Origin of the sequence: Gemmobacter sp. (genome assembly GCF_046292685.1) — a bacterium.
GTDB lineage: Bacteria > Pseudomonadota > Alphaproteobacteria > Rhodobacterales > Rhodobacteraceae > Wagnerdoeblera.
The window spans coordinates 24,812-37,561 of sequence record NZ_JBKBQM010000034.1 but is presented as its reverse complement, the minus strand read 5'-3'; the positions used below and the strand labels follow the sequence as shown (position 1 = coordinate 37,561).

Genomic DNA, 12,750 nt, shown 5'->3' with positions numbered 1-12,750 from the left:
AAGCTCAAGGCGCTCCTGCGGAAGGCGGCCGAGCGAACCGTTGCGGGCCTCTGGGACGCCATCGGACGGCTCGTCGATCTCATCACCCCCGGGGAGAGCGCCAACTTCTTCACCGCAGCAGCCTATGAACCACAATGATCGGGAAACGCGCTAACTCCATGAATTAGGCTGCGTTGACAAAAAGACTACACCTGGCGCGCTGACCGCGAGTCTAGCTGGTATCTGCGATGGAGACCTGCGGGCATGAACCCATCTCTTGCGGGATCCCGTTGTCGAGTGAACCGCCCCGGGTATCCGAGAGGATAAAACTGTCAAAGGATGACCCTTATTGAAGCGAAGAAGAAGCACACCCCGACATACACGGCCGAGTTCCGCGAGCGCGGCGTTCGTCTGTATCGCGAACACCAGTCCGATTACACCAGCGACATAGGCCGCCGCAAGAAGTGGAGGAGGCGTTCCACGCACAAATGAACACCCTCGAAAAAGCCGCGTAGGTTTTGAACAAAGAAACCTCTCGGATACCCGAGGCGGTTCACTGCGGCCAGCGTCGCAAGTTCCTGACCCGTCAGATCCGGCCCCGTCAGGTGCCGCGGGCCGACCTACCGGCGCGCGTGAATGGCTGCAAGAACCGGGTTCACTCGCCCAGCACCTCGACCTGCAGCGGCTGGCCGGGATGGATGACCGAAAGGTCCGGCGGGATCACGGCAATCCCCATGGCACAGGCGATGGGGAACAGCGAAGCCGAGGCCCCTTGCCCCAGCCGTTCCAGCACCGGGCGCCCCAGGGCGTCGCGCCGCGCCCATGTCACGGGGACATATTCGCGCCGGCCGGTGGTGCGATGGTAGGTGAAGCCGGCGACCGCCGGCAGCCAGGCATCGGGCGCCTCGGTCAGGCCCGCGACCTTGCGCAAGGCGGGCCGGGCGATCTGCGCAAAGGTGATCGCGGCGGCGTAGGGGTTGCCCGGCAGGCCGAAGTAGAGCGAACCGCCAAGACGGCCCACGGTCAATGGCTTGCCGGGGCGGATCGCAACTTTCAGCACGTCAAGTTCCGCCGCCTCGGCGCGCAGCGCGTCGAGGATGTGATCCGCCTCGCCTGCGGAAACACCGCCCGAGGAGATCACCACGTCATTCCCCTGTGCCGCCGCCCTTATTGCGGCGCGGATTGCCTGCGGATCGTCGGGGAGGATCCCGAGGTCGGTCGTCTCGGCCCAGGGCAGACGGGCCAGCGTGGCGCGCAGCATCACGCGGTTCGAGTTGTAGATCTGGCTAGGGGCAAGCGGGTGGCCCGGCTCGGCCAGCTCGTTGCCGGTGGACAGGATCGCCACCCGCACGCGCCGCCGCACCGCCACCTGCGGCACGCCGCTGCCCGCCAGCAGCGCCAGCCGCGGCGGGGTCAGCGCGACGCCGGCCGCCAGCGCCTGCGCGCCGAGGGCCAGATCCTCGCCTCGGCGGCGGATGTTCTGGCCGGGCCGGGAGGGCGCGGACAGCACGATCCGGTCGCCGCGACGGGTGACGTTTTCCTGCATCACGACGGCATCGGCGCCCTCCGGGATCGGGGCGCCGGTGAAGATGCGGGCGGCGGTTCCGGGGGCGAGACTCCGGGCCGAACGGTCGCCGGCGGCGATGCGCTGGCTGACCGGCAATTCCCACGGCCCGGCCCCCGCCAGATCGGACAGGCGCAGCGCATAGCCATCCATGGCCGAATTGTCGAAAGGCGGCAGGGCCGAGGCCGCAGCCACCGGCGCGGCCAGCACCCGCCCGCAGGCCATGTCGAGCGGCAGGACCTCGGTCTGGGCGACGGGCGCGGCCACCGCAACGGCGCGCAGGCGCGCGGCATCGACCGACAAGGTCGGCCCGGACTTGCCGGCGGAACAGGTCAGCGGTTCGGCCATCTTTTCCCCCCGGAAAGAAATGAACCCGCCCCCGATCCGGGAGCGGGTTCGGTCGGGCACCTTACAGAACGACTTCGTGCGACTTGAACGAGATGCCGGCCGTCTGCGCCGTGGCGTTCGAGATCTTGCGGATGTCGCCCCAGCAGTGCTTGTAGTCCGGCAGCACCAGTTCGTTCACACCCGGGTTCACCACGTTGCCCTGGCTACCCGCAGGCGAGCCGAAGACCATCGCCACGGTGTTGCGCTTGATGGTGGGCAGCGGATAGGCCATCCCCTGGGTCACGCCGTTGGCATTGACGATCTCGATCAGATCGCCCGGGTTCAGGCCCAGCTCCACCATGTCGTCGGGGTTCATCTCGACGAAGGGGTGGGGGTAGCGGTCCTGGATGAAGTCGTTCTTCTGATCGAGGAACTGGTTCTGCCAGAAGATGTTGGCCCGGACGTTGTTGATCCAGAACCGGTGCGCCGCCTGTTCGCGCGCCTTGCCCGGCGCCTGCCAGCCGCGCCAGCCCGAGGCGCAGAACAGCGCCTTGCCGTCCTCGCGCCCGTGCCGGGTGAAGCGGCCGTCGGTGTAAAGGCGCGGCGTGCCGATAAGCTGGCCGTTCTCGAAGCCCACGACCGGTTCCTGCACCCCGTTGTTGCCCATGGCGCGCAGGCGCTCGTAGGTCACTTCCGGGTTGCCCTTGTGGTAGCCGTCCATGAAGGCGTCTTCCTCGGTCGCCCAGTCGTAGCCCTTGAACTGGTCGGCATAGGCGTCATGCCCCATCTCGCGCAGCACGCGCTCCATGTTCTGCGCAATCCCGGCGGCGATCAGGCAGTCGGGGCGCGAGTTGCCCCAGCGGTCCATGTATTTCTCGGACAGCCGCAGGCGCCGCTCGCCGTTCATCGAGGTGAGGTTCATCTCGTTCGATTCGCAGGCGGGCAGGATGACATGGGCGTTCTGGCCGATCTGGCTGTGGATGATGTCCATGTCCACCACGAACAGCCCGCCCATACGGATGGCGCCCATGATCGCATCGACCACCTGCTCGCGGGAGCCGCCCGCGGCCGCATCGATCGCGTCCTTGACCATGTCGGACCGCCGCTTGTGCACCCGCTTGAACTCGGAGGCGTTGAGCGTGGTCTTGTAGTGGTCGCAGGCCCAGATGTGGTGCACCCCGCCCAGACCCCGGATCAGGAACTGGTCGATGTATTCCGCCGGACGGCCCACATGGGCATCCGAGGGCCGGTAGTAGCCTTCCTGGTGGCCGCCCAGACGGCAGACGCCGCCGCCCTCGCGCCCGATGTTGCCGGTGGCCAGCGCGATGTTCACCAGGGCGCCCACGGCGCGGTAGTTGTCGTTGCCCCAGATGATGCCCTTCTCGTAGCCCATCACGCATTTGCGGCGGCTGCCGTCGTCCTTGGGCTTGGCGATCCACTCGGCCGCGCGGGCCAGGTCGTCGGCCGACACGCCGCAGATTTCGGCGCCCTCGGCCAGCGACATGCGGATCTGCTGCATGGCATGCTCGAGGCTGCCCAGGCTCGCCGGATGCGCCTCGTCCTGCGGCACGGCGACGCCGTCCTGATAGGTCGAGGCGGCGATGAAGTCCTTGTCGGTCCAGCCCTGATCCACGATATGGGTCATGATCGTGTTCAGCGCGGCGACGTCGGTGCCTTCCTTGATCGCCAGGTGCAGCACGTTGTCCTTGCCGGCGAACTGCTCGGACGAGGCGACGGTCAGCGTGCGGCGCGGGTCCATCACCACCATCCGCGCGCCGTTCTGCAGCCCCTTCACCATGTGGTTGAGGTAAAGGTTGGTCTGCGTCTCCATCGGGTTGGCACCCACGATGAAGATCGTGTCGGTCAGCTGATAGTCCTCGTAGGCGTAGTTCAGCTCGTCCACGCCCATGTCGCGGCTGGAGTGGACCTCGGACATATAGGCCGGGCGGTTGTGGATACGGGCATTCTTGACCTTCATGCTCTCGAAATAGAGCTTGCCGGTGCCCCAGGTGTTCTCGTAGCCGCCGGCGCTGCCGCCGTGGTCGAACATCGACACCACCAGGTCATCCTCGGACCCTTCGGTGATGACGCGGGCGGTGACGCGGGCCACCAGATCCAGCGCATCGTCCCACGAGGTCGGCTGCCAGACGCCGTTGCGCCACACCAGCGGGTCGGACAGGCGCTGCTGCTGCGTGCCCGTGACCTTCGATGGCCGGTTCTCGGCCATGCGCGCACCGCGGATCGAGCCGAGGCCGCCGTTGACCACGCAGTTCACGTCCGGCTTCACCACCAGATGCACGTCGCGGCCGTTCTGCTTGACGACGTTGTACATCGACGGCGCATACCAGGCTTCGGTGTCGATGGGCTGCTGTTCGGCCAGGTTCACGCCGAACTTGTTCTGGGACGGATCGGTGCCGCCCTGCCGGTTCACCGGCCAGGTGTAGGCCTTGTAGCCGCATCCGACGATGCAGTAGTGGCAGGTGACGTTGTGTTCCTGCGCATCGGCGGGAATGATCGGCAGGCGGCCGACTTGACGCTTGTAAGCCATGGTTCGTCCTCCCTCAGGCCAGCACGTTGGACAGACGGCCGTAGATCAGCTCGTCCGCGCCTTCGGCGTAGATGTCGCCTTTCTCGTCCACCCGCAGCTTGAACTGCGGCAGGTTCTGCGTCGCGTGGCCCCAGACCTGCTGGCCGCCGGCCTCGCAGTCGAACCGCGAATGGTGGCCGGGGCAGTTCAGGGTCTTGTCGCCGGCGTTGTAGCTGAGCAGCCAGCCCTTGTGCGGGCAGAGCACCGAGAAGGCGACGATATCGCCGTCCGGCCCCACGCCGCCCTCGACCGCCTGGCCGAGCTTCAGCAGCACGCCGGGGCTGTCGGCATCGGGATAGGCGATGTCCATCGGCATGTTGACCTTGAGATCGGCCAGATTTGCCAGACGGTTTGCCGGATACTCGACAAGCGCCAGCGCCTTCTGCGCCTGCGCCTGCCCGGTTCCCACAACGGTCGCCGCGGCTGCACCGGCGGTGGCGACCAGACTTCCGCGCAGAAACTGGCGGCGGCCGACATCGACCAACCTGTTGCACTTCATGGCTTGGGTTGCTCCCTCACTGAACAGTTGCAAGCAGTCTAGTTGGAGGAGAGCACGTCTGCGACGGCATGCCATGGCATGCTGCGATGCGGCTAGCCCATGATTATTCGCCGTTTTTTTCAGCGTTCGGAAATCCGAACGCGGCAGGGCCGGTCAGAGACCCAGCTTCTGCATCTTCTCCCACAGGGTCGTGCGCGAAATCTTCAGAAGCCGCGCGGCCTCGGCGATCTGCCCCCCGGTCCGGTCCAGAACGGCCAGGATATGCGCGCGCTCGGCGGCGTCGCGCACTTCGGCCAGAGGGCGCACCTCGGGTTGCCCCGCCTGTTCGGGGAACATGTCCGCAGGCAGGATCAGCGCGCCCTCGGCCGCCTCGATCGCGCGGGCGACGCGGGCGCGCATCTCGCGCCCGTTGCCCGGCCAGTCATGGGCGCGGATCGCGGCTTCGGTCGCTGCCGCAAGGCCGCTTTTGCGACCCGCGTTGAGGTTGTCGAACAGCCGATGCGTCAGCCACAGCGCATCCTCGGGCCGTTCGGCCAGAGGCGGGATGACGATGGCGTGCGCCGCGAGCAGGTCATGAAGATCGGCACGGAAGCCCCCGGCCTGGACCCTTTCCCGCAGGCGTGTCCCGGCGGTTGCGACAAGCCGGAAGGGTGCAGCGCGCAGCGCGCCCATCAGCCGGTCCTGTCCCGCCTTCGGCAGGCGACCGATGCCGACGATCAGCAGCGTGCCCTCGCCGACCTCCTCGAGGGCACGGGCCAGCTGTCCGGTGTCCACGCTGTCGCGCAGGGCGTCCAGCGTCACGATGGGGGCCGCGCGGCGGTCCGAGGCCGCATGGATCAGCCGTCCGAGGCGGGCCTTGCCCAGACCCGGCATGCCGCGGATCAGCAGCGGCGCATCCGCCTGCGCGGCCTCGGCCGCCTGCCGGTCCACGGCGCGGGCCTGAGGGCTGATGCCGGTCTGCTCGAACAGACCGCCCTTGTCGAGGGGCCGCAGAACGAGGGCAAGCTTTTCGAGGAAGCCCTTCATCTCGAAAGGCTTCGTGATGTAGTCGGCCGCGCCCGAGCGGATCAGGCGCACCGCCTGCGCGACATCGCCCTGGCCGGTGACGAACAGGAACGGCGGCGGGGTGGCAGTCCGAAGCAGGATGTGGAAAAGCTCCTCCCCTGTGCCGTCGGGCAGCCGGATGTCGCAGATCACCGCATCGACCGTCCGCCGTGGCGTGCGGATCGCCGGGACGGCGCGGGCCAACTGGCGGTGCCACTGCACCTCGGCTCCTTCCAGGGTCAGCCGCTGCTGCAGCGACGCACCCATGATCTCGTCGTCTTCCACCAGGACGATCAGGCGCCCCTCAAGCATCGGTTTCCCTCCCTGGGGGCAGGAATACGACGATCACGGTCATGTCCGCCGTCCGCTGGTGGCTGATGGATCCTCCGAGACGCTCGACCATATCATGCACCAGCCGCAAACCCACGCCCCCGCCCGGCGGCAGCGGGCCCGAGGCCATCAGCCGCGCCAGATCGTCTGCCGCCATGCCCGGGCCGCTGTCGCAGACCCGAAGGTGCAGCCCATGCGCGTCGCTGCCCACATCGAGCGCGACCTGGCCGGACTTGCCGGCGGCGACCCCGGCGTTCAGCAGGAGGTTCAGCACGACCTGGCGAACCGGCGCCGCGGGGTGGCGGCCAAGCGCCTCCGCATCCGCCGCGATGCGCCAGTCGAGCGTCTGGCCGCGCGCGGCGGCTTCCGGCCCGAACAGCAGGCGCAAGTCCTCGAAGTCTTCGCTCCGAAGCGGCTGCTCGCTGCGGTCCAGGCGGTTGTGGTCGAGAATCGCGCGGCTCACGTCGCGCATATGTGCCAGCCCGCGTTGTATCAATCCGGCCGACTGGCGAACCACGTCGGACCGGTCGGGATAGCTCAGGATCGTGTCGGCCGCGTTCATCAACCCGCCCAGCGGATTGTTGATCTCGTGCGCGAGCGACGACGACAGCCGCCCGAGGCTCACGAACCGCTCGCGGGCGGCAAGGCGGCGCTCGGCCTCGGCCCGCGCCTCGGCGGCGGCGGTCATCGCATTGTAGGTCTCGAACAGCCGGGTAAGTCCGGGGTCTGCGCGCGGTATCCGGCTTTCCGGGATCGCATGCGGCACGCCGGTTTCCCCGCCCATGGCCTGCACCAGGATCCCGAGGGGCCGCAGCAGGCGAGAGACGACCAGCCATCCGGCCAGACCCAGAAGCGCCGTCGCCGCCGCATTGCCGATCAGCAGCCAGAGGGCGATGTGCCGCCGTTCGTCCAGGAGGTCGGAAACATCTAGCTCGGTCACGATCCGCCCGACGTCCCGACCCTGGTAGAGGAGCGGCGCGAGGACACGCAGCACGGCGTCGCCTGTCATGCGCACGGCCTCGGGCGCCGTCGCATCGACCATGAACCGGGCGATGTCGCTTCCGACAGGTGCCCGGCGCGGATCGGTTGCGGCAAGAACCCGCCCCTGGGTATCCGAAACGAGGGTCAGAAGCAGCCGCTGCCCGTCACCCGCCTTCTGCGCCCGGTCAAGGAGGTCATAGACTTCCCAGACATCCTGACGCAGCACGAAGGGGCCCAGTGCCACTGACAGCCCCTCGACATGCAGCCTGGTAAGCTCGCGCAGCCTGGCGTCCTGCACGCTACCCAGCACCGCCAGCACGCCCTGGCTTGCGACAACACCAAGCGCGACCATCAGCCCGGCCACGACCAGCGGCACCCGAACGGTAACGGGCAGTTTCTGGAACCACGCCACCCTCATCGCAACCGGCCCAACACAGCCATGCGCGCGGCGATGCCGTCATAAAGCCCGGGTTCCGCGCCCTCGACCCCATCGAGCCGCAAAAGGCCCAGCGCCTCGCGCCCGGCGGTGTTCTGCCCAAGTGACAGAAGCGTTTCCCGGCAGGCCGCGATGCCGGGTTCGGACAGGCGATCCGTTCGTGCGACGAATGGCGGAAACCCGAGCCATTCGGATCTTGCGACGACGCGCGTCCGCGCCGTGAGCTCGGGTTCGGCCTCGGCCAGCGTCTCCCACACATAGCCGTCCACGCTGCCGGATCGTGCCAGCCCACCCGCGACGGCACGCACGACATTGCGATGGCCGAAGGTGAACATGGTGCGACCGAAGAAGCTGTCAGGCGTCTGCCCCGATCGTGCCAGATCAGAGGCGGTGACCAGAAACCCCGAATTGCTGTCGGGATCGGAAAAGGCATGGAGCCCGCCCGCAAGATCGGCAAGACCCGTCGCCGGGTCGTCGGCCGCGGCGATCAGATAGGACTGATAGAGCGATTGACCGCGCCAGACCGGGGCGCCGAGGATCGCAAGCGCCTCGCGGTGCTGAAGGAAGGGGTAGCCGCAGGTCCAGGCGGCATCGACAGACCCGTCCAGAAGCGCGCCCGTGATCTCCTGATAGGTCCGGCGCTGCACGAGTTCGACCTCTCTGGAGAGGCCGTATGCCAATGCTGCCCGGAGTGCCGACAGCACCGCCGCGTCGTTGTCCAGAAAGACCGGTGTCAGGGCGAAGCGGAAGGGTGTTGCTGTGCGGGCCGCCACCATCCCGGCGGCCAGCACCACAGAAGAACAAAGGAAAGCGCGGCGGGTAGGCAGCATTGCGAGGATTCTCTGGAACAACGGACCGTCCTTGACAGGCCGAGCTGGCGGCCAGACCGGGCGGCAAGACTATTCTACGTATCTGGATCGTGTTGGAGAAGGTCCGATGTCCGGCCCATCATCTTCGCCATCAACCGGCCATCCTCGCCGTTTTCGCGGGGTGCGACCGTAGAACTCACGCGGCCGTTTTCATCCTCATGGCGGGTGTGACGCCGCCGGTGCCCGTGTTGGGGCGTTGGTTGTTGCAGGTCCGCAGCCAGTCGGTGGCGATCTGCTGCACCTTTTCGATGGTTTCAAAGATGTAGAGGTCCAGCCATTCATGCCGGAGTGCGCCATTGCAGGCGCCATCGGTTCGAGCCCAATGGCGAAGGCGGTTGTATCGCTCGACACAGGCGTTCTGCTGCGGCTTGCCGGGCTGGATGCAGGTCAGGGCGATGCCCTGCTTCTCTGCGCAGATCGTCAGCGTTGAGCTGACATATTCGGGGCCGTTGTCCACCCTGATCGCCAATGGCTTGTCGCGCCATTCGATGATCTGGTTCAGGGATCGGACGACACGCTTTGCAGGGAGCGAGAAATCAACCTCGATACCCAGGCCTTCGCGGTTGAAGTCGCCGAGCACATTCGGCGGCCGGAATTGCCGCCCATCCACCGGCTGGTCAGCCATGAAATCCATCGACCAGACCAGGTTCGTGGCATCCGGCTCGCCAATTCCTCGGGCTTCTCGCGCTTTCGCCTGCGCCGCGGCTTGATCCGCAGGTTCAGCTCCGGCTCGCAGTGGATCCGGTGGACGCGTTTGTGGGTCCAGACGTGCCCCTTGACGTTCCGCAGGTGCAGGAAACACAGCGCGAACCCCCAAGGCTTGTGTACATTGGTCAGCCCGCCCGGCAAATCGGCGATCAGCGCGTTCGCTTCGTCTCGCTTCGGGCTATGGCGGAAACAGGTCTCGCTGACGCCAAACGCCCGGCAGGCCAGCGCGAGGCTGCCCCCCTTCGTCGCTACCGCCTTCCGGGCCAGCGCCCGGCGCTGAGCTGGCCGCGGCACTTTCTTCCAGGAGCCTCGCGAAGCAGGTCTGCCGGCATGCCGAGATCGGCGAACATGCGCTTCGGCCGCCGGCTCTCGTGGTCAAGCGCCTTCATCCGGCTCACCAACGAGGAATCCATGCCACCACACCTGGTGCGCTTTCGCCGTCGGGCTCGAACCAGGCTCAATCCGGAACGTCGCGCTGCTGATCCCGTGCGCGGGGCACAGCTCGGGAACGGGCATCCCGCCCTCCGCCGCGCGCAGCACGCCCATGATCTGGGCTTTGGTGAAACGGCTTTCTTCATCGGAATCTCCTCGTCCCTCTTGCCGAGAAAATTCCACCTTCGCATCCCCGTGACCCTGGGGAGGAACCTCCCGGGGCACGGCTGGCTGCAGGCAAGGCGCTGCGGAAGCACGCCACGGTCCTGGCAAAGTCGGTGGTCGCGGAGGATCGCCTTCGGTGGTATCACGGCGCAGCCCGGCGCCGGGGCCGGTGGCGTGAAGGGAACGAAGTTGCTGGACATGGACAAGGATCAACCGCACCGCCTTTCGGTCGCTCCGATGATGGACTGGACCGACCGCCATTGCCGCGCCTTTCACCGGCAGCTGTCGCGGCGGGCGCAGCTGTGGACCGAGATGGTCACCGCCCCGGCGGTCATCCACGGCGACCGGGCGCGGCTGCTGGGGTTCGATGCGGCCGAGCATCCGGTGGTGCTGCAGCTGGGCGGCTCAGATCCGGCGCAGCTGGCGCAGGCGGCGCGGATCGGGGCGGACATGGGCTACGACGCCATCAACCTCAACTGCGGCTGCCCGTCGGACCGGGTGCAGTCGGGGTGCTTCGGGGCGGTGCTGATGGAAAGCCCGAACCTGGTGGCCGACTGCGTGGCCGCGATGATCGCGGCCCAGCCGCGCCCTGTCACGGTAAAGTGCCGCATCGGCGTCGATGACCAGATCCCCGAGGAGGTGCTGCCCCGGTTTGTGGAAACCGTCGCCGCCGCGGGGGTGCGCCACTTCGTGATCCACGCCCGCAAGGCCTGGCTGCAAGGCCTGAGCCCCAGGGAAAACCGCGAGATCCCGCCTCTGGATCACGGCCTGGTGCTGGCGATGAAGGCGGCGTTTCCGGCGCTGGAAATCTGCCTGAACGGCGGGCTGCAGCGGCGCGAGCAGGTGCCGGCGCTGCTGGCCGCCGGGCTCGACGGTGCGATGTTCGGGCGGGCCGCCTATCACGACCCCTGCGCGGTATTGCTGGGGGCCGATTCGGCGCTGTGGGGGGCGCCCGACCCGGTGACCACTCCCGAGGAGGCGGCGCAGGCGATGCGGCCCTACATCGCCCGCCATCTGGCGGCCGGGGGGCGGCTGCACCAGGTGACGCGGCACATGCTGGGGCTGTTCCACGGCCGGCCGGGGGCGCGGGCCTGGCGGCGCCTGCTGTCGCAGGCGGGCGGGCGCCCCGGCGCCGGGCTGGCCGATTACGATGCCGCCCTGGCGGCCGTCGCCCAACCGCGAATCGCGGCCCAAACGCCCCCGCCCGCCCCGGCCGAACCCGCCCGCCCCGCGCCTGTCCCTGCGAGGGACAGGGTTTGACCCCATAAAAATCAACGGCTTGCGCGGCCGCTTTTACGAATCGTCAACACATTTCGCCGACCGCACCGCCAGCCCTCGCGCCCTCGATCCCTCTGGCGGAACGCCGCCGCCAGCCCTCGCGCCGGCCGCCGGTCCAGAGCCTGGCAAGGCTCTTGATCGCCTTGATGCGTCCAGGCCTGCGGGCTTCAAGCCCCCGACCTGACGGGGGCGATGATGCGGAACCTGTTCCGGTGGACCGAGGACCAGATGGAGCGCCTGCGGCCGTTTTCCGAGAAGCCAAGGCCGACCGCGGGTCGATGACCGGCGTGCATGGAGCGGTGTGACCTGCGTCAATCGCAATGGCTTGCGGTGGCGTGACGCCCCGGCCGGACATGGTCCGCCGAAGGCGCATCGCACGGCCTCGAGCCCCGCGGGCGAGCGAGGCGGATCGGACATCGGTCCTGTGGACCGATTTGCCGCCGAACGGGGGCCGACGACCGGCGCTGCTGTGCGATCGGGCCGACGAAGGGCGGGCCGACCATCAGATTGCATGCGGTGACGGAGGCGAGGCGATGCCCGCTCTGCTTTGGCATGGCCGCAGGCCAGGTCGGCGACGACATGGGCGCGGCGGCCCTGCCGGGTAGCCCGCCGGGCGCGGGCCGGCGGATCGCCGACCGCGACCTTCGGCCTTGTGGCAGCGTTCGCCCTTGTGGGAGATAGTGCCCCGCCGGAGGGTGCAAGGGCGCCGTTCCCCGGTTAGGCCCGCAGCTGGTCAGGTCGCCACGGCGGGCAAGCTGGCGGTCGGAATTTCGGTGACGCGGGCGAGGGTTTCAAGGCTCGGGCAGCGCCGCGCGACGGTCCATTCGTCGTTGCTCTCCGGCATCAGCGCCCCGAACAGGCGGATGATGGCGTCGTCGCCGGAGAGTGAGGAGGCGAGGAGTTCAGTCCAGCGGACAGAATTCCCGACGAAGGCCCATACCGTCGGAGCGGCGCCTGATCGTCTTGTTCACCCGTTCGAGCGGGTTCCCGGACGCGATCCGGGCCCAGTGTTCGCGGGGGAGGTCCATCTGGGCGCGGATGTCGTCGAAGGCGGCATCCATGAAGATGCCAGGCTTTTCGACCTGCTCGCGCGATGCGTTGGCGAGCGTCTCCCACCGGGCCTCGGCTTCGGCCTTGGTTTCCCGGGCGAAGATCGTCTTCGGCATCTCCGCCACCGCGGCGCGCTGCCTGGCCGGCACATGTGCCGGCGCGTTACGCACCCAGTGAACGCGGCGCCTCTGCCGGGTTGCGTTGAAGACCCGCCGGGCAGCGGCGCGGAGCCCCTTGTGGTTGTCGGCGATCACCAGCTTGACCCCGCGCAGGCCGCAGTCGGCCAGAGACCGCAGGAACCCGGTCAGGCACGTCTTGGGCGCGGAAGGGGCCGGTGGCGATGCCCGGAACGTCACGCTTGCCGTCCAGGTTCACTGCCACGGCCACCGTCACGGCACGGCTTGCAATCCGTCCGCCCTGACGCACCGTCACACAGGTGGCGTCGAGCCAGAGGTGGGGCCAAGCGCCCGCCGGCGGGCGAGACCGGCAGGTGGTTGATTT

General features: G+C 68.1%; 7 protein-coding genes and 4 pseudogenes. 3 read left to right on the top strand and 8 right to left on the bottom strand.

Translation table 11 applies throughout. The features are described from left to right. Positions 1–138: pseudogene (locus tag ACK4S2_RS10690) on the top strand (IS630 family transposase); the annotation flags it as partial. 496 nt (positions 139–634) lie between these two features. On the opposite strand, the gene glp reads toward ACK4S2_RS10690, so the two are convergent. From glp to ACK4S2_RS10655, 7 genes and pseudogenes are all read right to left on the bottom strand, one after another. After that, a complete protein-coding gene (gene glp / locus ACK4S2_RS10685; protein WP_409623879.1) occupies positions 635–1,891 on the bottom strand; it encodes a gephyrin-like molybdotransferase Glp in 1,257 nt (418 codons plus the stop codon). A 61-nt stretch (positions 1,892–1,952) separates the two neighbouring features. Beyond that, positions 1,953–4,418, bottom strand: coding sequence for an arsenate reductase (azurin) large subunit (locus tag ACK4S2_RS10680; RefSeq protein ID WP_409623877.1), 2,466 nt, complete (start codon positions 4,416–4,418; stop codon positions 1,953–1,955). A 13-nt stretch (positions 4,419–4,431) separates the two neighbouring features. Continuing rightward, on the bottom strand, positions 4,432–4,956 hold the full coding sequence (locus ACK4S2_RS10675; RefSeq protein ID WP_409623875.1) for an arsenate reductase (azurin) small subunit: 525 nt from the start codon (positions 4,954–4,956) through the stop codon (positions 4,432–4,434). Between the two features lie 153 nt (positions 4,957–5,109). Next, positions 5,110–6,312, bottom strand: coding sequence for a sigma-54-dependent transcriptional regulator (locus ACK4S2_RS10670; RefSeq protein ID WP_409623873.1), 1,203 nt, complete (start codon positions 6,310–6,312; stop codon positions 5,110–5,112). Next, positions 6,305–7,729 (bottom strand): sensor histidine kinase, encoded by a 1,425-nt coding sequence (locus ACK4S2_RS10665; RefSeq protein ID WP_409623872.1) that lies wholly within the window; start codon positions 7,727–7,729, stop codon positions 6,305–6,307. Before ACK4S2_RS10665 ends, ACK4S2_RS10670 begins: the two co-directional genes overlap by 8 nt. Continuing rightward, a complete protein-coding gene (locus ACK4S2_RS10660; RefSeq protein ID WP_409623870.1) occupies positions 7,726–8,598 on the bottom strand; it encodes a PhnD/SsuA/transferrin family substrate-binding protein in 873 nt (290 codons plus the stop codon). The genes ACK4S2_RS10665 and ACK4S2_RS10660 overlap by 4 nt, the downstream gene beginning before the upstream one ends. Before the next feature lie 154 nt (positions 8,599–8,752). After that, positions 8,753–9,870: pseudogene (locus tag ACK4S2_RS10655) on the bottom strand (IS3 family transposase). A 249-nt stretch (positions 9,871–10,119) separates the two neighbouring features. Here ACK4S2_RS10655 and dusA point away from each other — a divergent pair. Then, the gene (dusA, locus tag ACK4S2_RS10650; RefSeq protein WP_409623883.1) at positions 10,120–11,181 is read left to right on the top strand and encodes a tRNA dihydrouridine(20/20a) synthase DusA; all 1,062 of its coding nucleotides are present in this window, start codon (positions 10,120–10,122) and stop codon (positions 11,179–11,181) included. Between the two features lie 213 nt (positions 11,182–11,394). Then, positions 11,395–11,811 (top strand): annotated as a pseudogene (locus tag ACK4S2_RS10645) (transposase); the annotation flags it as partial. 121 nt (positions 11,812–11,932) lie between these two features. Here ACK4S2_RS10645 and ACK4S2_RS10640 read toward each other — a convergent pair. Further along, positions 11,933–12,732: pseudogene (locus ACK4S2_RS10640) on the bottom strand (transposase); the annotation flags it as partial. Positions 12,733–12,750 lie beyond the last annotated feature (18 nt).